We start from the raw sequence: 19364 nt of genomic DNA on the forward strand, positions 1-19364 counted from the left end.
GCGCTCGCTGGCGCGCACGTCAGTCCAGCGGCTCCAGCAGTTCCAGACCGTCCGGACGGCCGGACGCGCCATCCAGCTTCGTGATGTTCCAGCGCGCGGCGTCATCCCAGTCGTAATCCATTCGATAGGAAAACCTGGCATTCGCGCGAAACAGCGCGGCGCGGAATTTCCTGCCGTCATTCGCCAGCGCGTCGCGCAGTGGCGGCCCGATGCTCATGATGCCGTCGATGAAGTCGCGATGGCGCATTGCGGAGATCAACTCGACGCCGGCCGCCGTCGCGCAGGACGCGCGGACGCCGTACTGCGCCTCGCTCGGCGCGTTGAAGCGAACGTAGACTTCGCTCCAGCCGGGAAACGCGGCCTGCATGTAGCCGATGACATGTCGGGCCAGCTCGACCAGCCGTTCTGTTGCGGCGTCGTTCATCGATCTTCCTCGGAATGGGATCGCGGACGAGCGTAATAGGACGCGGGGCGACGCGTCAATGTCCGTCCCGGAATGTGCGTATCCGGTCACCGTCGCGCGCATCGGCACGCGAGGCCGATGTCGCACCTTGCATGTCGATTGGCGCGCTTTGCGAGTGAGCTGGCGCGTAAAAAGCGTCATCATGGCGCATCACTTCTGCAACGGAACCCACGCTCATGAATATCGATACCGACCTCCCTGTCATGGTGACCGGCGCAACCGGATACGTCGCGGGCTGGCTCGTGCAACGCCTTCTCGAGGCCGGCCTGACGGTCCACGCGGCCGTCCGCGATCCCGACAGCCCGGACAAGCTGAAGCACCTCCAGCGCATCGCGGCCGGCAAGCCAGGCACGATCCGCTTTTTCCGCGCCGACCTGCTCGAACCCGGCTCGTACGCCGACGCGATGGCCGGTTGCGGCATCGTGTTCCACACTGCGTCGCCGTTCACGGTCACGGTTCGCGACCCGCAGAAGGAACTCGTCGATCCGGCGCTGCTCGGCACGCGCAATGTGCTCGAAACGGCCAACCGCACACCATCGGTGCGACGCGTTGTGCTGACCAGCAGCTGCGCGGCGATCTACGGCGACAATGCCGATCTCGCCGCGACGCCGAACGGTGTGTTCACCGAAGCGATCTGGAACACTAGCTCATCGCTCGCCCATCAGCCGTATTCGTATTCGAAAACCGTTGCGGAACGCGAAGCGTGGAAAATCGCCCGCGCGCAGCAGCGCTGGGATCTCGTGACGATCAATCCGACGCTCGTGATCGGTCCCGGCATCAATCCGCACGCGACGTCGGAAAGCTTCGAGATCGTGCGGCAGATGGGCAACGGCACGATGAATATGGGCATACCTGATCTCGGCATGGGCGCGGTCGACGTGCGCGACGTGGCCGACGCGCACCTCCGTGCCGCGTTTCTGGCGAGCGCCAAGGGCCGCTACATCGTCTCGGGTCACGACACCAACCTGCCGGCGATGGCCGCCACGCTGCTCGAACGGTATGGCGCCGACTACCCGATTCCGCGACGCATCCTGCCCAAATGGCTCGTGTGGCTGGTCGGGCCGCTCGCGAACAAGGGCGTGACGCGCCGCATGATCGCGCGCAACGTCGGGCTTCCCTGGCACGGCGACAACAGCCGCAGCCGCAACGAGCTCGGCATCCGCTATCGCCCGCTCGCCGAATCGATGAACGATTTCTTCCAGCAGCTCGTCGAAACCGGGCAATTGCGGCGATGAACCGTTTCGTGATCTCCCCGGGCTGGCAGGTCGTGATGGTCGATCTCGGCCTGCGCATCGACGAGCTGCTGCGGCAAGCGCAATTGCCCGCCGATCTGTTCAAGCGGCCGGAAGGCGGGCTGACGACCCGCGAATACTTCCGCATGTGGCGCGCGATGGAGGAGATGGCCGACGCACCGGCCATCGCGCTGCGCATCCTCGATCTCATGTCGGTCGAGACCTTCGATCCGCCGCTGTTCGCCGCGCTGTGCAGCCCGAACCTGGACATTGCGATTCGGCGCATCAGCCAGTTCAAGCCGCTGATCGGCCCGATCCGCTTGCGCGTGACGCACGAGGCCGACATGCTGACCCTCGCCATCGACTTCCTGGAGCGCGACGTGCCGCCGCCCGGCATGCTGCTCGCGTTCGAACTCGGCTTCTTCGTGAAGCTGGCACGGCTGGCCACCCGCACCGACTTGCCCGCGCGCGCCGTCACGCTACCGCGCGAAATCAAGCAGCATCCCGGCTATGCGCGGTTTTTCGGCGTGACGCCGCAGTACGGCGACGCACCCTGCGTGAGCGTGGCGCTGCAGGACGCCCGACGTCCGTTCGTGACGGCCAACCATGCGATGTGGGCGATCTTCGAACCCGATCTGCGCCGCCGCCTCGACGCGCTGTCGGCCGGCGCGGGCATCGTCGAGCGCGTGCGTGCGGCGCTGCTGGAGTTGATCCCGGGCGGCCTCGCCACCGCGGACGACGTTGCACGCACGCTCGGCATCAGCAAGCGCACGCTGCAGCGCCGGCTCGGCGACGACGGCGCGAACTTCAAGACCCTCCTGGCCGATGTCCGCGAAAAGCTCGCGTGGCACTACCTCGATCGCTCGGATCTGCCCTACAGCCAGATCGCGTTCCTGCTCGGCTACCAGGATCCGAACTCGTTCTTCCGCGCGTTCAATGAATGGACCGGCATGACACCCGACGACGCACGCTCGCGGACGACGCCACGCTGACGCGCAAGGTCGCCGCCTGGTTGAGCCGGTGTGCGATCAGCGCGCGGCGTCGCTACGGTTCAGCCCGAAAATGAAATCGGCCTCCACCGCCGCGCCTTTGGGCAATTGCAGCACGCCGACCGACGAACGCGTATGGACGCCGGCATCGCCGAGCACGGCGTACAAGACGTCGGAAGCACCGTCGGCCACTTCGCTTTGCATCGTGAAGCCGGGCTCGCTCCGCACATAGACGGTAATCCGCGGCACCGTCGCGATCACATCGAGCGTGCCGCAATGCTTGCGAATCAGCGACAGCGCACGCAGCGCCGATATGCCGGCCGCACGGCGGCCGTCGTCCAATGAAACGGATTCGCCGACGACGCCGACGAAGTGCACGACCGCCCCGATTCGCGGAATCTGACCTGAGATATAGGCCGTCCTTCCGTCGACCAGAACGGGCGTGTAATTTCCGCCGATCCTGATTTCCTCGTCCGGATCGAATCCGAAATCGGCCGCGACCTGTTTCAGCTTGTCGTCTCTGTTCATCAGTGAATTCCCCGATCCTTCATAAAAAAGATAAAGAATAATTGAGTCTCCGAATCTTGTCCCGAGGGAGCCGATCCGCGAAAAATGACAAAATTGACACAGTTGTCAGGCATTCGAAGCAGTCCTGCACGCCATTTCGACGCCGTAATTCGTAGTCGACGAGATTTTCTTCATCATTTCCGGTTGAAACCGCTATCATGTGAGTACACAACCTGATGAGCGATATATGGCGACTTACAAGGAACTGAAAGCCCAAATGGACGCTTTGGCCGAGAAAGCCGAAGCGGCGCGCGCCGCCGAATTTCAGGCGATCGTCGACGACATCCGTGCCAAGGTCGCGGAATACGGCATTACCGAAAAGGACATTTTCGGCACCCGTCGTGGTCGGCCGGCCAAGCAGGCAGCGGCACCCGTGCAGGCGAAGTATCGCGATCCGAAGTCCGGTGCAACCTGGTCGGGCCGCGGTCGCGCGCCAGCATGGATCAAGGATGCGAAGAACCGCAATCGATTCCTGATTCAGGAATAAGATTTTCGGCGCGTACCGGTGCGCTGTTCAGCGCGCTGTCCGGTGAATGGGCATTGATACCGGCGGGATTCAAAGACCGCTCCGGGTTAATGCCGATTTGCCTCATTCGGCACGTCGCACGCCCATTCTTTCTTCATCGTTCGTAATAAATCGCAAGCCACACGGTTTGCGTTTCTTCATGCGTCCACGCCACGCGATGGCGGCAATGCGGCTCGATCAGCACGTAGTCGCCCGGGTGCATCTCGTGCCGTGTCGAACCTTCTTCGAATTCGAGCACGGCCGCTCCCGACAGCAATACGACCCATTCGGCACGCGAGTCGTCATACCAGAATCCATCCGGGCTCGCGTGACCCATCGACACGATCCGTTCGACATTCAGACGCTGCCCCGTGACGAGGAGATCGATCCGCTCGTCGCCACCACGTTGCCCGTCGTCGCTAAACAGGTTACCGGTTTGAAGTTGCATCGCTCGACCTCGTCATTGACCTTCCGATGATGAAAGCGCGTTTAAAGGTGCCGGGAAATGTTCACTGCAGTCCAGCCGTTGCCGCGCCACCGGCGGCATTCAGGGCCTGCATGCAATGGCTTCGATTTCTATCTTCGTGCCGACCATATTCGTCGCCTGCAACGTCGATCGTGACGGCTTGTTCCCGGGGAAGAACTCCGCGTAAACGCGATTGAATGCCGCGAAGTCGCGCGCGTCTTCAAGCCATACGGTGGTTTTGACAACGTCGTCCAGCGTGCATCCCGCCAGCGCCAGTACGTGAGCCACGTTCTGCAACGTCCGGCGTGTCTGCGCCTCGATATCGCCGGTGACCAGGCTCCCGTCTTCGTTTCTCGCGACCTGGCCGGATACGAAGACCAGGTCGCCGGCTTTGGTCGCCAGCGAGCGCGGCAGGTTTCGTGTCAGCGGATTGCACTCCGCAATATATTCGATCGCCATTTGACTCTCCTTCGACCGACCTGGCATCTGCGTCGATCATCGCTCACAAGCGTATCGAGGAAAAACGATGCTGCCAATTCCGGATACCGAGAAATGTCGAGCGCCGAAATCGATCGCTTTCGTCTGCAGTTAGACGGACACCCAGGCATTGAACCGACCGTTCGCGACGACCACGGGCCGACACACGGAAAGCGTCTTGAAGCGGTTCTTCGAACTTGCCACAATTCAGAAGGCGACCCGCATTTTTCGCATGCGCAATGCAGTGGCGAGCGAGGGCGATTTCAATGAACACCGATAGCGTTCATCCAGCTGTACTGATCACGATGCCGCACAGCCACTACAGCGAAAAGGCGCGATGGGCGCTCGACAGGCTCGAGCTGGCCTACCAGGAGCAGCCGCATGCCCCGCTGCTGCACCGGCTGGCCACGATACCCAATGGCGGCAGCAGCGTGCCCTTGCTGCTTGATCGCGGTGCACGCTTCACCGACTCCACCGATATCCTCGTACATATCGATCTGCTTCGCGGCGGCGATTGCCTGTACCCGCGCGATGTCGACTTGCGGCCGGAAGTCGAAGCGCTCGAGACGCAATTCGACGAAGTGCTGGGCCCGCATGCGAGGCGTTGGGCATATGCGCAATTGCTGCCCGAGCGCAGCCTGCTGCTGCACGTGATGTCGCGAGGCGTGCCGCGGTTCGAAGCCGTATTGCTGCCGATCATTCTGCCAGGCGTCGTGCGGCTCATTCGTGCAGCGCTCAGGATTACGCCGGAAAGCGCCACGCGCTCCATCGAACGCGTACGTAGCGTCTTCACGGAGATCGACGGACGGCTGGCCGATGGCCGACGATTCCTGGTCGGCGAACGCTTCACGGCCGCCGATCTGACCTTCGCGGCACTCGCCGCGCCGGTGCTCTTTCCGCCGGGCTATCGCGCGGCTTACCCGGCGCTCGATCACGTGCCCGCCGCGATGCGTGACGAAGTCCTGCGTTTGCGCGATACGTCCGCCGGACAATTTGCGTTGCGCTTGTACGCGGAAGAACGCGACCGTACGCATACCGCTCCGCAAGAATGGAACTGCAGCGCCGAGTAACGACTTCCAGACAGCTTTCAACTGACTGGTCGCTTGCGTCCGTCAGCGCGCCGCAATCTGCGCGTTGACGGTTCGCAGGCTGGTGTGAGTGAGCATCAGCAGGTTGATGACGACAACGGCGATGGTCGCATCGATCATCAGATTCACGCCGCCGCGCGTAACCAGTACGCCTGCCACGTATGGAAACCCGAACAAGCCGATAAAGTAGGCAATCGTGAAGACCTGGGAACTCGCCGATGCGGACAATCCCCTTTCGCTGGCCAGATTGACGGCCATGCCGTTCAGCGTGGAATAACTGAGCCCGTAGCCGATTGCGAAGATGATCGAGCCGATCACGTACAGCATTGCGCTTCCCGGGTTGGAGACGAACAGCACCAGCGCCACGAGCGTGGCGCTGAATAGCGCGCAGGCGAGTTTTCGAACGGGCAAGCGGCTGATCGTTTGCGCCAGCGTGAAGCGGCACGCAACCGTCGCCAGCGTGAAGGTCACGAAAAACAGGTCCGGCGACAGGTGCCGCGATTCTGCATAGGTCGACTGAAAATTCGATAACGCGGAAAAAACGCAAGCGGCGAGCGCAATCATGATGATCGGCAGCCGCGTCACGTTGCGCAGGATCTCGGCGATGCTGGCAGGCGTCAGGCCGGTTGCGGCCATCTGCGGAGCCAGCGTGTGCGTCGCCCGTTTTCCGACCGCGGAGAATGCGGCGGCTGCAATCAGGCAGATGCACGCCAGGCCGCCATAGACGATGGAATACGATCCGAATCGACTGGCGACGAAATGGCCGACCGGAGACGCGAGACCGAGCCCGACCATCTGACCGCCCGACAGCAAGGTCAGATATTTGATCCGTGCGTCGGGCCTCAGATGGTGAATGATCTGAAGCGGCGCGAGAATGTAGAACGCCGACCATCCCATTCCGAGCAGCAGACCGCCGATAAACGCAATCGCCGGATCGATCGCGGCCAGACTGAACGCGAGCATGGAAACGGACATCACGACGGCAGCGGCAACGATCGTCCGCATCAGACCGACTCGCTGCGCGATCCATCCGGCAAGCAGGGAACTGACGATCATGGTCAGGATGCCGGTCGAGATGACTGCCCCGGCCATTGACACATCGAGTCCGCAATGACGCAAATGCTCGGAGAGCAGGAAGCTCGCACCGTATGCGGCGGCAAGCGCGATGCTCGCGCCGAGAAACGGAATGAACGTGGCGGCACCAAGCGATGACGGCAGTAGGTCAACGGGTGTGTTCATGGAATGGGCGTCCGGTTTTTATCGCCTCCGCGATGCTGTAAGCGGAGCGATTTTCTTTCATCGGCTTTCTTGACTGCATATAGCGGGACGATGGTCGTTTCCAAATTCCCGGCCCCGGTATTCACGGGAAGTGTGTTTTATGTAAAAGCGGAATGAAATGTACAGTGACGCCGATTTGCTTCTGCACAGTTATATGAGGGACGCCTCGCGAGATCGTGGGGATACTTCAGGAATCGAGGGCACGCGTCACGGAGTCGAGGTGCGTCGTTATCCGTCTTGCAACATCCAGGAAAAGGTCTGCAGGGTGGCTACGGAGGATTGGGGCTGGCGGCAGTTGGCCAGACGCGACCATTCGACACCTGGTCCCGATTTGTTCACAATCGAGCCGGATAGAACGGTTGCCACAGTGCCCTTCCGATCAAACCGCGATGGTCGCGCAAAGGAGTTGGAATAGTGCAAAACTGGCGTGCGGCCGCGTCGTTGGCAAGCGTCTGCGTATTCAGCATGCTTTCTGCCGCCTGTGGGCCTTCTGAAAACCCGTTGCCTCCCCTTTTACAGGGAGCGTCCGGTACTGGGGCTGGAAGTGCATGTCCACGCGAAGGCGGTGCAAGCTTGGCGGAGTTGAAGGCGGCCGGCCGACTTCAAACCTCTCCCGAGCTAGATGCGCGATTACGCACCCAGTTTCCATCCGGATCCGGCGCGGAGTCGCTCGTCAGTGCGATTACATCGCAGGGATTCGAACTCCGGGATTCTTGCAACTACGACAGATCAATTCACATTGCCGCGTTTTTCAGGAAAGGCGTAGGTCTATTGCACTACGACACCTATGCAAGCGTCTATTGGAAAACGGACAAAGACAATCGAATAGTTTGGACCGCGGGCGTTGTTTCCTATTCCGGGTTGTAGCAATAGGCTAACGTTGCACGTGAATTCTCGACAAGAACGGGCTCAACGGAATGAAGCATGCGGCACACTGAACGACCGCTTGCGGGAAGGGTGTCTGACCGCTCCAGGTCCTGCCGGAAGTCGTCTTCGCGCCGAAACGCATCGTTCGGTGCCCGTCACGGACGGAACCGCATCGACAGACGCAAGCGTTGAATTCCGGTTTCCGCCGAAACAGCAGCCGTCTGATCGTGGAGTAGTATTCCCCCATGTCCAGGTTATTGCTCGGACTCTGCGGCGCACAGCCAACCCTTCGACCAGGGCGACAAGCTCGTCAACGGGTTGGCGAACTGCTCCAATGATAGATGTGATGGCGTCGGCCGTAACGACGGCATTGATGGGAATGCATCATGTCAACCGAGTGGAAGCACCGCGTCAGACTGTTTATCCAACGCTTCTGGCAGCCGACCAGTGCGTGCATGACCTGCATGCCGGGGAGCTGGGGCAATATCATGAGCGTTGCCCACTGGACCATTGCACTTCATACAGGTCTGCTTACGGGACTCCTGGCTGTACTTTTGACTTTCACGCCTGCGGCAAAACTTTACGCGCATCGATACGGCAATGCGCTGGTCGTGGGCGTCCTGACAACGTTGGGCGACGCCTACTCGCACACGAGCCACTATCGTATCCCCTATGTCGAACACATCGTGACCGGTGCGATTTCAGGTCTCTTGACGCTGGCGGCCTCATATCTCCTCGAAGATCGCGCGCGACGCCTTCGGGCCGTATGGGCTCGGGTTTTCGGATAGATCGTCCTCTGACTTTGCGAACCCATCGACCCAAACGGAAAGAGGTTCCCCGGTGTGGTAACGCTGCATGACCGGGAGGCAGTTCATGGACAACAAGTGCTCGCGGTGGTTACATGCCCCAGCGTCAGGGCGCGGCTACAAACGGCCGTTCGACACAGCTTTTTAGATCGTCGACAATCGGTGCAGATAAGGGCGTAGCCTTTAGCGGTTACCGTCGATCAGATCGTTCAGCAGCGCATCGAACGCGGCCTGTGCGTCTTCAAGTTCCTGCAGGGCGGCATCAAAGGTTTGCAGCGCGAACGGCGAAGGCTCGCCGCTGCCTTGCGGCGGAAATTGCTTCTGCATCGAGGCGAAAGTACTCTGCACGCGCAGCGTGGCGGCCACCATGCGCTCCATCGCCTGGGTTTCTTCGGCTCGGGCCTGTTCCGGATTCATTCCACTCTCCTTGGATGGTTTTCTTGAAGACCAGATCGTACACGCTGTGTCCGCTCTTGCCGCCCTTGGCAGAACGACTCCGTTGAAGGTTCCAACGGCACGCTGCGCGAGAAGCGATTTAATCGGGAATGATTCCGCAGTCGCGCCGAGGCCAAGATACTCATCGAGCGTGGCTACAAAATCCCGCCGCAGGTCACAACGATTGGCCGCTTTGGATGAATCTGAAGGGCCGCCTCCGGGTCGACACCAGCCAATCGAGTCCCCACCTCCGCGCACCAGCCCCCATTTACCGCGCATCCGAACCCTTCCCGTCACCCCTCCGCCCGCAACCACTCCAACAACCACGCCTGCGCACTCTCCTCCACCACCGGCGCCGGCGTCAACAGGCAGTACTGAGACCCATCCTCGACGAACCCCATCGGCGCGACCAGCACACCGCTTGCGATGTCGTCGCGCACGAGATGCCACGGCCCGATCGCCACCCCCAGCCCCGCGACAGCCGCCTGCAGACTGAAGTAAAAATGGTCGAACATCTGCCCGCGCCCGCCCGCCGCAGGCTGACCGACCGCCACCGCCCACTCCTTCCACGCCTCCGGCCGGGTCCGCGTATGCAATAGCGGCGCATCCTGCTTCAACGAACGCGCACCGCGGCGCGCGGCAAACCACGCACCGACCTTGTCCGCCCGGCAAACCGGCCCCACCCGCTCGGCGAACAACGGCGCCGCGTGATACCCCGCCGGCCACGCAAAATCGTTGCGTCGAATCGCCATGTCGATCCCGCTGTCGAACGAAAACGGCCCGCCCGCAGCGACCAGGTGGATATCGACACCCGCATATTGCGCCTGGAAATCCGGCCAGCGCGGGATCAGCCAGCGCATCAGAAGCGTCGGCTCGCACGACAGCACCCATCGCCGCGCACGCGCAGCCTCGCTACGCAATTCCCGCGCGGCGTGCCGCATCAGGCCGAGGCCGTCATGGACTGCCTGCGCCAGCTTGCGCCCCGCATCGGTCAGGAATACACGACGGCTACGCCGCAGGAACAACGCCACACCCAGATCATCTTCGAGCAGACGCACCGCGCGGCTGACCGCGCCGTGCGTCAAGCACAGCTCGTCGGCGGCACGACTGAAATTCTCGTGACGCGCCGCCGCCTCGAAACAGCGCAACGCCATCAGCGAAGGCAGGCCCGCACTGGTCGATTGTGAGTCAGGATCACCATTCTGGTCAGAAATCATCGTTTTTCCCGATGGAACATGGTCGTTATTATTTTGCCATCAGGGTTCCCATCGCAAGGAAAAGCAATGACCGAATTGATAGTTGTATTCACCATCACGTTGCTGGCCGTCATCAGCCCAGGTCCGGACTTCGCGATGGTCACGCGCAACAGCCTCCTGCTGTCGCGCCGTGCCGGCGTGCTCACCGCACTGGGAATCGGGCTGGGCGTCACGGTTCACGTGAGCTACACGCTGCTGGGCGTAGGGCTTCTGATCCGCCAGTCGTTGTGGCTCTTCAACACCGTCAAGCTGATCGGCGCGATCTACCTGATCTACCTGGGCGTCAAAATGCTGATGACTAAGGCCCATGACAAGCAATCCGACGCACCGGCAGCACCGTTGTCCGATCTCGCCGCGCTGCGCACCGGCTTCCTGACCAACGCGCTGAATCCGAAGACCACGGTGTTCATCGTCAGCCTGTTCATGCAGGCAGTCCGGCCCGACACGCCGTTGATCGTGCAGATCGGCTATGGCGCATTCATCGCGGTGGCGCATGCCGGCTGGTTCAGCCTGGTGGCCGTCTGCTTTTCAGCGACGGCCGTCCGCGATCGCCTGATGTCCCTGCGCCACTGGATCGACCGCACCTTCGGCTGCCTGCTCGTGGGCTTCGGTGTCGCGCTCGCCATCGCGCGCGGCGGACGCTGACCTCACCGCACACGACGCGTTGCAACGTCAGAACGCGCGTGCGATCGTCCGCGCTTCGTCAATCGCCCGACTGCGATCGACCTTTCCTTCGGGACCGAACAACGTGCGTTCGACGACAATTCCCGCGATGTCCGTCACGCCCACGAACTTGAGCCACGTTTCCATATACGGACGCTGCAGGTCGAACTCGGCGGCTGGCGTAAACGAACCCGGCGCCTCGTAGCTGAGCCCGCGCGCGTACACGACGGCCGCCTTTTTTCCGGCCAGCTTGCCGCTGAAACCCGATCCGTCGAACGTGAACAGCACATCCTTCTGCGAGATCACGTCGATCAGGTGCTTGAGCTTGTACGGAATGCTGAAATTCCACAGCGGCACGCCGAACAGGAACTTGTCCGCGTCGTGGAACGGCGCCGCGAGCCGTTCGATCTGCTGCCACGCAGCGACCTGTTCCGGCGTCAACGCCGTGCCGCTCAGTCCGGCATATTTCGCGGCCAGCGCGGCTGCATCGAATTCGGGCAGCACCACGTCCCAGATGTCGAGCGTCTGTATTTCATGATCGGGATGCGCGTGCCGGTACGCATCGAGAAATGCGCTGCACACGTCGATGGACGCCGAATAGGCCTTGTTGGGGGAGCCTTCGATATAAAGCACGCGTGTCATGGAGCCGATCCTTGCGACGAGTGACGGCGACGCACGGGATGCGCGATCGCCCACTACGAGTCGCAGCCTATCGGGCCGGCCTATAATCCGGAAACGATATTAATTGATCGAATTAACCCGGATTGGTAATCAATGAGCGCTCCCCTCGACACGACGCTGCTTCACACGTTTGTTGCGGTCGCCGACGTGCGAAGCTTCACCGGCGCCGGTCACCGGCTGAACCTCAGCCAATCCGCAGTCAGCGCGCAGATCGTTCGACTCGAAGAACAGGTCGGCCGCGCGCTGCTCGTACGCAATACGCGCAGCGTCACGCTCACCGCGCATGGCGAGACACTGCTCGGCTATGCGCGCGCGATGCTCAACCTGAGCGAGGAAGCACGGGCGAGGCTGGGAGCCGGCAACGCCGTCGACGTCAAGCTGCGGATCGGTGCATCGGAAGACTTTGCCGGAGACTGGCTTCCCGACGTGATGCGCCGCTATTGCGCCGCGCGGCGCGGCTTGCGGCTGGATCTGGTGGTGGACATCGGCGACAGCCTGTTTCGACGTCACGCGAACGGCGAGTTCGATCTCGTGATCGGCAGCCGGTGTTCGCATTCCGGCCAGGGCACGACGTTGTGGCAGGAACCGCTCGTCTGGGCATTCGCACGCCACGAGCCGCTTCCGGAAGGCGACGTGCCGCTCGCATGCTTCCCCGATCCGTGCCCGTACCGGGGCGCCGCCGTCAAGACGCTCGCGCTGGCCGGCATGGGCTACCGCATCGCGTGCGAAAGCCCGAGCGTCACCGGCATCCTGACGTTTGCGCGCGCCGGCATCGCGATCGCGCCATTGCCGCGCAGCGCGATCGACGACACGCTCCGTGAATTGGGCGGATCCGAAGGATTGCCGGCGCTGCCGGACATGGAATTCGTGATGATGCACGACGCCGCGGTACCGGCAGCTGTCGAATTCGCCGCGACGATTGTCGACGAAACCGCCGTTCGAACGGCGGCCGGTAAACGCAATCGAGCCTGACGAACAGCGCTCGCGACAATACATGCGGGGCACGCGCCGCGCCCCGCCCGGCTCACCGCTTCACGCTCCATTCGACGCGCCCGCCAGCAGGCTCCCGGCCGCGCCCGAGCAGCGCGGCCAGCGTGACATCCGCGAGCTTGCCGAACGGCGCGCGCAGCAGCGTCGGCAGGCTCCAGCGGCCCTGCACGAACACGCCTTTCGCGTGGCTCATCGTGCGAAATCCCTCGATGCCGTGATAGGCGCCCATCCCGCTCGGTCCGACGCCGCCGAACGGCAGGTCCTCCTGCGCGACGTGCAGGATCGTGTTGTTGATGCCGACATTGCCCGACGTGGTGCGCGTCAGCAGCGTCTCGCAGTCGCCGTCCCGTGCGCCGAAGTAATACAGCGCCAGCGGCCGCGGGCGCGCGTTGACGTAATCGACGACCTCGTCGATCGTGCGATACGTGCGCACCGGCAGGATCGGCCCGAAGATTTCCTCCTGCATGACGGCCGTATCGTCGCCCGCCCCGACGATCAGCGTCGGCGCGAGCGTGCGCTTGCGGGTCGCCGCGTGCCGCGGGTTCACGCCCGCCTCGATCACACGCGCGCCTTTGCTGCGCGCTTCGTCAACGAGCCCCTTCAGGCGATCGAAATGCCGGTCGCTGACGATCGATGTGTAATCCTGACTGGTCGGCCCGTCCGGATAGAAGCGTGCGACGGCCGCATCGTATTGCGCGACGAACGCATCCAGGTCGTCTTCATGGACCAGCGCGTAATCGGGCGCCACGCATGTCTGTCCGCCGTTCGACAGCTTGCCGAACACGATGCTGGACATCGTCCGGCCATCGACATGCCCCCTCGCGACGATCGCGGGGCTCTTGCCGCCCAGTTCGAGCGTGACCGGCACGAGATTGTCGCTTGCCGCCTTCATGACCTTGCGGCCCACCTGCGTACTGCCGGTAAACAGCAGATGATCGAACGGCAAACCGCTGAAGGCGGCGCCGACTTCCGGACCGCCCAGCACGACCGCGACTTCTTCGCTCGGGAAGGTGTCCGCCAGCATCCGGCGCATCACTTCGCTGGTGCGCGGCGTCAGCTCCGACGGCTTGAGCATCGCGCGGTTGCCGGCCGCCAGCGCGGTTGCCAGCGGAATGAACGTCAGCGCGAACGGGTAATTCCACGGCGCCATCACGCCGATGACACCCAGCGGCTGGTATTCCACATGCGCGTGCCCGGCCCGATAAAGGAGGCCGACGTGCCGGCGCTGCGGCTTCATGAAACGGCGCAGATTGCGCGTCAGGTAATCGATGGCCTGGACCACGCCCATCAATTCCATGATCGCGGTTTCGTGATGCGAGCGATGCCCGAAATCGGCACTGATGGCCTCTTCCACATCGCGACGATGCGCGAGCACGACGGCACGCAGCCGCGCGAGCTTCGCCTTGCGCTGCTGAATTCCCGGCGGCCCCTCGGTGACGAATGCCTTGCGCTGACGGGCCAGCAACGCCGCCGGGTCGATGCTCGAGCTGGATTCTGCGGAAACGGCCATGGTGGACCTCACGAGGTTACGTCGATGTAGACACTGTCAACTTGCATGCAGCCGATCATAGGACCACAATGTGTTTCTTGTCAACATAGGAGCAACACGATGTCGTCGGATGGGGATGCGGACGCCGGGCACAAGGCTTATCACCACGGGGATCTGCGTCGCGCGATCATCGAAACGGCGCTCGACACGCTGCAGGAGCAGCAAGGCTGGCAGTTCACGCTGCGCGAGATCGCGCGGCGCGCGAACGTCAGCCACTCCGCGCCGTACCGGCATTTCCCCGACAAGGCCGCGTTGCTGCACGAACTCGCGCTGATCGGTTTCGATCGCCTGCGCGACGAACTTGCCGCATCCGTCGACTCCTCGGCGGGCGCACCGGACGTGCTGCTGGCGCTCGCCTACGCCCATCTCGCGTTCGGGCAGCGCAACCCGGATCTGTATCGCCTGATGTTTGCCGCGGATGCCGGGGAGCCGTCCGACATTCATCTCGATCCGCGGGTGCAGGCGCCCTTCCTGCTGGTGGTCGACATCCTCGAGCACGGCCAGCGCGCCGGCACGATCCGCCCGCGCTCGGCGCTCGGCCAGGCAACCGCGTGCTGGGCCCATCTCCACGGCCTGACCATGCTCGCGATCGACGGACGACTGGTGCGCGAGAAGGTGGGCGATCATGCGATCGAAGATGCACTGACGACATTGCTGGACGGACTCGTGCTGCCCGACACGCGCACGCGTACAACCCGGTCGAAAAGATCTTGACCTTGAACTTCACTTAAAGGTTATGGTTTGCCTCGGCAGCGTATCGAAGCCATGGGTATGGGTACTGCCATCCGACAATCCGGCAGCACGTCGACGACGTCCGCCCGTGGCCGATCAAGAGGAAACCGCATCATGACCAAGCGCATCCTTCATGTCGTCAGCAATGTCGCGCACTACGCCGATCCGTCGCAACCGACCGGCCTGTGGCTGTCCGAGCTGACCCATGCCCATGAAATCTTCGCGGCGAAAGGCTATGAGCAGCGGCTCGTGAGCCCGAGGGGCGGCGTGTCGCCGCTGGAGCCGCGCTCGCTGAAATGGCCGCATGCCGACGCCGCGTCGAAAGCATGGCGCGCCGACAAGGCCAACGAGGCGCTGCTCGCGAACACCGCGCGCCCGGACGAAATCGATTCGGCCGATTTCGATGCGATCTACTTCACCGGCGGCCATGCGGTCATGTGGGACTACCCGGACGATGCCGGGCTGCAGCGGCTCACGCGCGAGCTCTACGAGCGCGGCGGTGTCGTATCGTCGGTCTGCCACGGCTACTGCGGGTTGCTGAACACCCGGCTGTCGGACGGCTCGCTGCTGGTCGCCGGGCGCCGGATCACCGGCTACTCGTGGGTGGAGGAAATCCTGGCCGGCGTCGCGAAGAAAGTGCCCTACAACGTCGAGCAGCAGATGCAGCAGCGCGGCGCGCGCTACGAGAAGGCGCTGCTGCCGTTCACGTCGAACGTCGTCGTCGACGGCCGCCTGGTGACCGGCCAGAATCCGCAATCGGCGAAGGCAACGGCCGAACAGGTCGTCGCCCTGCTGTAACGCGGCGCGCCGGCGGCCGCCTAACGGGCGGTCGTTCGGTGCGGCAGCGGTTCGTCACGCACGTCGGCGGCGACAGCGTCGCCGGTGCGCGCGGCATTCGCGGACGGGATTCCCGACAGCAGTTGCTTCGCGTTGGTTGCGCAATCCACCGTATCGGGCTTCGCGCCGATCCCGGCAATCAGCGCGACGACATGCGCCTTGCTGCGCGCGAGCCGCGCCTCCAGCGCTTCGAGGTCCTGCACCTTGCGGCACATCGCGTCCAGCAACGACCCGCATTGCCATCGCGCAAAGTCGGACGGGATCAGCGTGCGAATCTCGTCCAGGCTGAAATCCGCCTTCTGCGCCGCCGTGATCAGGTCGAGCACCGTCACCGCTTCCTGCGGATACGTGCGATAGCCGTTCGCCTCACGCTCGACCAGCGTCAACAGGCCGATGCGTTCATAGAAGCGGATGCGCGAAGGGGTAAGGCCGGTGCGTTCCGCCAGTTCCCCGATCTTCATGTTCCGATACTCCCCGGCCGGAGCGGATCCGGCCATTCAACCAACCGTGACAGCAAGCAGTCTCCTCATATTGATTCGCAATCCGATCTTTATCCTTGCCTCTTCCGTGGCAGGCCGGGTGGTACTCAAATCACCTCGAAGCCCAACCCGGCATGGCGAACCAGACGCTCGACATAGCGTTCGTCGAACATCGTCGCGGGTGTCCAGAAGCCGCCGCCGCGCCCGCTCTTGACACCGTCACTGCTGTAATCCAGCACGAGACTGAGCGCGGCCTGCCCGAGCATCTTGCCGGTCGAGCCGTAGCCCGGGTCGCGGTCGCCGGTGACTTTCACGCGCAAAGTCCGCCCGTCGTCGGCACGGCCGAAGAAACGCAAGTCGTAGCGACCAGCCTGCTGGGCCTCGGCGCTCGGCCCCTCGCCGGGCTTCGGCAGCAGGAAGCGCTCCATCAGGCCGCGCACGGGCTTGATGAGGACGCCCACCATGAACGCGCCGAGTCCCGCGACCATCGTCAGCGCGGTCAGGCGGCCCTTCAGGCCCGCGCCCGTCATCACGGCTTCGTCATAGGTGAAGCGGCTGCCGTACGCATTGCCCGCCAGCGCATTGGAGCGGTGTACGACGCGCTCGTTGATCGCCGCCATCACGAACGGGGCGATCCATGCGTCGCAATCGCGATCGAATTCGGCGGACCGGACCGCATGCTGCCGCGCCGTAAAGCCATGCCCTTTCGGGCACAGTGAATAAGGATCGAGCAGTTCGCGGCGCAACGCGGGATCGGCCGCCGCTTCCCGCACGACGTTGATCACACTCGCCACGGTGCCGCCCGACGCGCCGCCCTTCAGCGTCCGGACGCGCATCTTCACCTGCGTGGCCGGCACGCCCCACTGCCGGCGCGCGTGTTGCTGCAGGAAGAAAACACCCATGTCCGACGGCACCGAATCGAAGCCGCAGCAATGCACGATGCGCGCGCCCGATTGCCGGGCCGCCGACTCGTACCGGTCGATCATCCGCTTGATCCACTGCGTCTCGCCGGTGAGGTCGCAGTAGTCGGTGCCGGTTTGCGCGCAGACCCTGACGAGCGGCTCGCCGTAAAGGGCGTATGGCCCGACGGTCGACACGACCACTCGCGTTTGCGCGCACAGCGCCTGAAGCTGCGCTTCGTCGGCCGCGTCCGCGACGATGATCGGCACGGACTGCCCGGCCACGCCGAGCGCCGCCCTGACCTGCTTGAGCTTCGCCTCGGACCGGCCGGCGATCGCCCAGCGCAGCGTCTCGCCAGCGCCCGGCAGATAGTCGGACAAATAGCGGGTCAGGATCTGACCGACAAAACTGGTGGCGCCGAATACGACGAGATCGTAGGCGGGTTGCGGCATGGGCATCTCCTTCGGTGCGCGCGTGTCGCGCGCATCCGTATCGTCAGCGTGGTTTTCCGGGTTCATCGAAGGTCTTCAGGGGCGTCGGCAGGTTCAGGACCAGCTGCGCGTCCTTGACCACGTCGAGCCGCATGATGGTCGACGCACCGAGCCCGTCGAGCAACTGGCTCAACGGCCCGCCGTGCCGAATCAGCTCGACGTTGCGCGGCAGCAGGCGCTGCGCGAACGAGAGCATGTTGGTTTGCACCGTCGACTGATGCCATTCGCCGTCGAGGCGGTTGACCATCGTCGTCGTGCCCATGTGCGATTGCGATGGCACAGTGGTCAGCGCCGGCAGCGGCACGCTCAGGCTCAGGTCCGGCCGGCCACCGGGACCGGCGATGCGCGCGCGGGCGGTAGCACCGATGTTCACGTCGATATCGGCGAGCCACTTCGGCAACTGATAGCCGTGTACGCCGCGCACCCGCGCGATTTCCGTCGTGACCGGCAGCGCCAGCACGTGCGCGAAGAAACTGCGGCGCCGCATCGAATCGATCAGCTCCAGCGCAGGCGATCCTTTCGCACCCGGCCGGCGGATCACCACCGCGACGGATACTTCGTCATACGGATCGTTGTCGCACACCGAATATGAAAAGAACGTCAGCGCGACCAGCCCGTAGCCGGGGAGCGCCCGTAGCGGTTCGAGCGGTACTGGCAGCGTGGTCCGCAGGCGTTCGAGCGGCGCAAGAAACAACAGCTGGATGCTGCTGGAGCGGTAATAGAAGTTCGGCGCCCAGGTCGGCCCGACCCGCGAGGCGACCTGACGCTTGGGAATCCGGCGGAAAAAATCGATGTTCCCCGCGGCAGGGTCGCGCGCCACTTCGTCCAGGTCCGGGTTCATCCGGAACCGGTCGTAGTACCCGCCTTCCGGCACGTCGACCGTATGCGGCCCGAACTCGACCTGTGTAAAACGCCTGTCCATGCTCGTCGCCTCTCGTCGGTGATTGACCGTGGCAGGCAACACCCGAAGCCTGCTGATTCACTGCCGTCAGCAAGCACTCTAAGCTTTAAGTCAACTTTAAGGTCAAGGCCCGGAATAGAGGAACGCGTCGGACTTCGTTCGAGCGGCTTTCCGGCGATCGCGGCCGCACCGACGGATCATTTGGCCGTCGTGCGACGCCCCTTGCCGCGGATCGATACGACGCCGTGACCGTGCAGCCGGTCCATCACCCAGCGTGTGCGTTCGGTGCAGTTCAGTTCGGTCGGCCGGTTCCTGATGCTGTCGATCGCGACCAGCAGTTGCGCCTTGTTCTCCTTGAGGCGCTTCTGCATTGCTTCGATCTCGGCGACTTTCCGTTCGAGCGCCGCCACCAGCCCGTCGTGCTCCCAGTTGCCGGCCTTCACCGGCAGCAGATGACGGATCTGCTCGAGCGAAAAACCCGCGCTTTGCGCGCTGGAAATAATCTCGAGCATCCACACGGCGCTCTCGGCGTAGTCGCGATAACCGTTCGTGCTGCGCTCGACGGCCGTGATCAGCCCTTCAGCTTCGTAAAAGCGGATCCGCGATGCCGAAAGACCGCTGAGCTTCGCGAGCTCCCCGATTCTCATACCTGCCTCGCCAGCGTGTTGACATTAAACCTAACTTTAAACCTAGAGTGACTGCATCGCCAAGC

The 19364-nt window shown here is 63.3% G+C and carries 22 protein-coding genes; 9 read left to right on the top strand and 13 right to left on the bottom strand.

The features are described 5' to 3' along the window. Positions 1 to 19: 19 nt before the first annotated feature. A complete protein-coding gene (locus KEC55_RS34085; RefSeq protein WP_282511911.1) occupies positions 20 to 424 on the bottom strand; it encodes a hypothetical protein in 405 nt (134 codons plus the stop codon). A gap of 215 nt (positions 425 to 639) precedes the next feature. Here KEC55_RS34085 and KEC55_RS34090 point away from each other — a divergent pair, with 215 nt between their 5' ends. Further along, positions 640 to 1698: an NAD-dependent epimerase/dehydratase family protein gene (locus KEC55_RS34090; protein ID WP_282511913.1), complete on the top strand. Its 1059-nt coding sequence runs from the start codon at positions 640 to 642 to the stop codon at positions 1696 to 1698. Further along, complete coding sequence (locus KEC55_RS34095) at positions 1695 to 2687, top strand: AraC family transcriptional regulator (RefSeq protein ID WP_282511915.1); 993 nt, start codon at positions 1695 to 1697, stop codon at positions 2685 to 2687. Before KEC55_RS34090 ends, KEC55_RS34095 begins: the two co-directional genes overlap by 4 nt. A gap of 36 nt (positions 2688 to 2723) precedes the next feature. Here KEC55_RS34095 and KEC55_RS34100 read toward each other — a convergent pair whose 3' ends face one another. Continuing rightward, entirely contained in the window at positions 2724 to 3212 is a 489-nt protein-coding gene (locus tag KEC55_RS34100) for a RidA family protein (RefSeq protein ID WP_282511917.1), read from the bottom strand. A gap of 226 nt (positions 3213 to 3438) precedes the next feature. On the opposite strand from KEC55_RS34100, the gene KEC55_RS34105 reads away from it, so the two are divergent. Continuing rightward, positions 3439 to 3738, top strand: a complete 300-nt coding sequence (locus KEC55_RS34105; protein WP_282511919.1) for an H-NS histone family protein — start codon at positions 3439 to 3441, stop codon at positions 3736 to 3738. Positions 3739 to 3871: 133 nt separating this feature from the next. Here the strand turns inward: KEC55_RS34105 and KEC55_RS34110 are convergent, their stop codons facing one another. Next, positions 3872 to 4204, bottom strand: a complete 333-nt coding sequence (locus KEC55_RS34110; RefSeq protein ID WP_282511921.1) for a cupin domain-containing protein — start codon at positions 4202 to 4204, stop codon at positions 3872 to 3874. A 99-nt stretch (positions 4205 to 4303) separates the two neighbouring features. Then, positions 4304 to 4681 (bottom strand): RidA family protein, encoded by a 378-nt coding sequence (locus KEC55_RS34115; RefSeq protein ID WP_282511923.1) that lies wholly within the window; start codon positions 4679 to 4681, stop codon positions 4304 to 4306. 284 nt (positions 4682 to 4965) lie between these two features. Here KEC55_RS34115 and KEC55_RS34120 point away from each other — a divergent pair, with 284 nt between their 5' ends. Further along, positions 4966 to 5769: a glutathione S-transferase family protein gene (locus tag KEC55_RS34120; RefSeq protein WP_282511925.1), complete on the top strand. Its 804-nt coding sequence runs from the start codon at positions 4966 to 4968 to the stop codon at positions 5767 to 5769. Between the two features lie 42 nt (positions 5770 to 5811). Here the strand turns inward: KEC55_RS34120 and KEC55_RS34125 are convergent, their stop codons facing one another. Then, positions 5812 to 7026 carry an MFS transporter gene (locus KEC55_RS34125; RefSeq protein WP_282511926.1) on the bottom strand — a complete coding sequence of 405 codons (1215 nt, stop codon included), beginning with the start codon at positions 7024 to 7026 and terminating at the stop codon, positions 5812 to 5814. 1292 nt (positions 7027 to 8318) lie between these two features. Here KEC55_RS34125 and KEC55_RS34130 point away from each other — a divergent pair. Further along, positions 8319 to 8720 (top strand): hypothetical protein, encoded by a 402-nt coding sequence (locus tag KEC55_RS34130; protein WP_282511927.1) that lies wholly within the window; start codon positions 8319 to 8321, stop codon positions 8718 to 8720. 201 nt (positions 8721 to 8921) lie between these two features. On the opposite strand, the gene KEC55_RS34135 is transcribed toward KEC55_RS34130, so the two are convergent. Both KEC55_RS34135 and KEC55_RS34140 read right to left on the bottom strand, forming a co-directional pair. Beyond that, positions 8922 to 9155, bottom strand: coding sequence for a hypothetical protein (locus tag KEC55_RS34135; RefSeq protein ID WP_011549124.1), 234 nt, complete (start codon positions 9153 to 9155; stop codon positions 8922 to 8924). Positions 9156 to 9466: 311 nt separating this feature from the next. Beyond that, the gene (locus KEC55_RS34140; RefSeq protein WP_282511937.1) at positions 9467 to 10390 is read right to left on the bottom strand and encodes a LysR family transcriptional regulator; all 924 of its coding nucleotides are present in this window, start codon (positions 10388 to 10390) and stop codon (positions 9467 to 9469) included. Positions 10391 to 10456: 66 nt separating this feature from the next. Between KEC55_RS34140 and KEC55_RS34145 the strand changes: the two genes are divergently transcribed. Next, positions 10457 to 11074 (top strand): LysE family translocator, encoded by a 618-nt coding sequence (locus KEC55_RS34145; RefSeq protein WP_282511938.1) that lies wholly within the window; start codon positions 10457 to 10459, stop codon positions 11072 to 11074. Positions 11075 to 11101: 27 nt separating this feature from the next. On the opposite strand, the gene KEC55_RS34150 is transcribed toward KEC55_RS34145, so the two are convergent. Next, on the bottom strand, positions 11102 to 11734 hold the full coding sequence (locus tag KEC55_RS34150) for an FMN-dependent NADH-azoreductase (RefSeq protein ID WP_282511939.1): 633 nt from the start codon (positions 11732 to 11734) through the stop codon (positions 11102 to 11104). A 132-nt stretch (positions 11735 to 11866) separates the two neighbouring features. Here KEC55_RS34150 and KEC55_RS34155 point away from each other — a divergent pair, with 132 nt between their 5' ends. Further along, positions 11867 to 12745, top strand: a complete 879-nt coding sequence (locus KEC55_RS34155; RefSeq protein WP_282511940.1) for a LysR substrate-binding domain-containing protein — start codon at positions 11867 to 11869, stop codon at positions 12743 to 12745. A gap of 52 nt (positions 12746 to 12797) precedes the next feature. Here the strand turns inward: KEC55_RS34155 and KEC55_RS34160 are convergent, their stop codons facing one another. After that, positions 12798 to 14273 carry a coniferyl aldehyde dehydrogenase gene (locus KEC55_RS34160; RefSeq protein WP_282511941.1) on the bottom strand — a complete coding sequence of 492 codons (1476 nt, stop codon included), beginning with the start codon at positions 14271 to 14273 and terminating at the stop codon, positions 12798 to 12800. Positions 14274 to 14372: 99 nt separating this feature from the next. Between KEC55_RS34160 and KEC55_RS34165 the strand changes: the two genes are divergently transcribed. Together KEC55_RS34165 and KEC55_RS34170 are read left to right on the top strand one after the other, a co-directional pair. Then, positions 14373 to 15026 (top strand): TetR/AcrR family transcriptional regulator, encoded by a 654-nt coding sequence (locus tag KEC55_RS34165; protein ID WP_282511942.1) that lies wholly within the window; start codon positions 14373 to 14375, stop codon positions 15024 to 15026. A 132-nt stretch (positions 15027 to 15158) separates the two neighbouring features. Then, positions 15159 to 15842 (top strand): type 1 glutamine amidotransferase domain-containing protein, encoded by a 684-nt coding sequence (locus tag KEC55_RS34170; protein ID WP_282511943.1) that lies wholly within the window; start codon positions 15159 to 15161, stop codon positions 15840 to 15842. Between the two features lie 20 nt (positions 15843 to 15862). Here KEC55_RS34170 and KEC55_RS34175 read toward each other — a convergent pair whose 3' ends face one another. The 4 genes from KEC55_RS34175 to KEC55_RS34190 form a co-directional block, all read right to left on the bottom strand. After that, positions 15863 to 16342, bottom strand: coding sequence for a MerR family transcriptional regulator (locus KEC55_RS34175; RefSeq protein ID WP_282511944.1), 480 nt, complete (start codon positions 16340 to 16342; stop codon positions 15863 to 15865). Between the two features lie 125 nt (positions 16343 to 16467). Beyond that, positions 16468 to 17712: a saccharopine dehydrogenase family protein gene (locus tag KEC55_RS34180; protein WP_282511946.1), complete on the bottom strand. Its 1245-nt coding sequence runs from the start codon at positions 17710 to 17712 to the stop codon at positions 16468 to 16470. A gap of 43 nt (positions 17713 to 17755) precedes the next feature. Next, entirely contained in the window at positions 17756 to 18673 is a 918-nt protein-coding gene (locus tag KEC55_RS34185; RefSeq protein WP_282511948.1) for an acetoacetate decarboxylase family protein, read from the bottom strand. A 176-nt stretch (positions 18674 to 18849) separates the two neighbouring features. Further along, entirely contained in the window at positions 18850 to 19299 is a 450-nt protein-coding gene (locus KEC55_RS34190; RefSeq protein WP_282511950.1) for a MerR family transcriptional regulator, read from the bottom strand. Positions 19300 to 19364 lie beyond the last annotated feature (65 nt).

Source organism: Burkholderia cepacia (assembly GCF_029962485.1).
GTDB lineage: Bacteria > Pseudomonadota > Gammaproteobacteria > Burkholderiales > Burkholderiaceae > Burkholderia.

What these genes read in the sequence shown, in the direction of transcription:
- KEC55_RS34150 (WP_282511939.1), bottom strand. Translation starts at nt 11,734, where the DNA reads ATGACACGCGTGCTTTATATCGAAGGCTCCCCCAACAAGGCCTATTCG.
- KEC55_RS34170 (WP_282511943.1), top strand. Translation starts at nt 15,159, where the DNA reads ATGACCAAGCGCATCCTTCATGTCGTCAGCAATGTCGCGCACTACGCC.
- KEC55_RS34085 (WP_282511911.1), bottom strand. Translation starts at nt 424, where the DNA reads ATGAACGACGCCGCAACAGAACGGCTGGTCGAGCTGGCCCGACATGTC.
- KEC55_RS34145 (WP_282511938.1), top strand. Translation starts at nt 10,457, where the DNA reads ATGACCGAATTGATAGTTGTATTCACCATCACGTTGCTGGCCGTCATC.
- KEC55_RS34100 (WP_282511917.1), bottom strand. Translation starts at nt 3,212, where the DNA reads ATGAACAGAGACGACAAGCTGAAACAGGTCGCGGCCGATTTCGGATTC.
- KEC55_RS34125 (WP_282511926.1), bottom strand. Translation starts at nt 7,026, where the DNA reads ATGAACACACCCGTTGACCTACTGCCGTCATCGCTTGGTGCCGCCACG.
- KEC55_RS34110 (WP_282511921.1), bottom strand. Translation starts at nt 4,204, where the DNA reads ATGCAACTTCAAACCGGTAACCTGTTTAGCGACGACGGGCAACGTGGT.
- KEC55_RS34160 (WP_282511941.1), bottom strand. Translation starts at nt 14,273, where the DNA reads ATGGCCGTTTCCGCAGAATCCAGCTCGAGCATCGACCCGGCGGCGTTG.
- KEC55_RS34095 (WP_282511915.1), top strand. Translation starts at nt 1,695, where the DNA reads ATGAACCGTTTCGTGATCTCCCCGGGCTGGCAGGTCGTGATGGTCGAT.
- KEC55_RS34180 (WP_282511946.1), bottom strand. Translation starts at nt 17,712, where the DNA reads ATGCCGCAACCCGCCTACGATCTCGTCGTATTCGGCGCCACCAGTTTT.
- KEC55_RS34165 (WP_282511942.1), top strand. Translation starts at nt 14,373, where the DNA reads ATGTCGTCGGATGGGGATGCGGACGCCGGGCACAAGGCTTATCACCAC.
- KEC55_RS34115 (WP_282511923.1), bottom strand. Translation starts at nt 4,681, where the DNA reads ATGGCGATCGAATATATTGCGGAGTGCAATCCGCTGACACGAAACCTG.
- KEC55_RS34155 (WP_282511940.1), top strand. Translation starts at nt 11,867, where the DNA reads ATGAGCGCTCCCCTCGACACGACGCTGCTTCACACGTTTGTTGCGGTC.
- KEC55_RS34140 (WP_282511937.1), bottom strand. Translation starts at nt 10,390, where the DNA reads ATGATTTCTGACCAGAATGGTGATCCTGACTCACAATCGACCAGTGCG.
- KEC55_RS34105 (WP_282511919.1), top strand. Translation starts at nt 3,439, where the DNA reads ATGGCGACTTACAAGGAACTGAAAGCCCAAATGGACGCTTTGGCCGAG.
- KEC55_RS34190 (WP_282511950.1), bottom strand. Translation starts at nt 19,299, where the DNA reads ATGAGAATCGGGGAGCTCGCGAAGCTCAGCGGTCTTTCGGCATCGCGG.
- KEC55_RS34130 (WP_282511927.1), top strand. Translation starts at nt 8,319, where the DNA reads ATGTCAACCGAGTGGAAGCACCGCGTCAGACTGTTTATCCAACGCTTC.
- KEC55_RS34120 (WP_282511925.1), top strand. Translation starts at nt 4,966, where the DNA reads ATGAACACCGATAGCGTTCATCCAGCTGTACTGATCACGATGCCGCAC.
- KEC55_RS34135 (WP_011549124.1), bottom strand. Translation starts at nt 9,155, where the DNA reads ATGAATCCGGAACAGGCCCGAGCCGAAGAAACCCAGGCGATGGAGCGC.
- KEC55_RS34090 (WP_282511913.1), top strand. Translation starts at nt 640, where the DNA reads ATGAATATCGATACCGACCTCCCTGTCATGGTGACCGGCGCAACCGGA.
- KEC55_RS34175 (WP_282511944.1), bottom strand. Translation starts at nt 16,342, where the DNA reads ATGAAGATCGGGGAACTGGCGGAACGCACCGGCCTTACCCCTTCGCGC.
- KEC55_RS34185 (WP_282511948.1), bottom strand. Translation starts at nt 18,673, where the DNA reads ATGGACAGGCGTTTTACACAGGTCGAGTTCGGGCCGCATACGGTCGAC.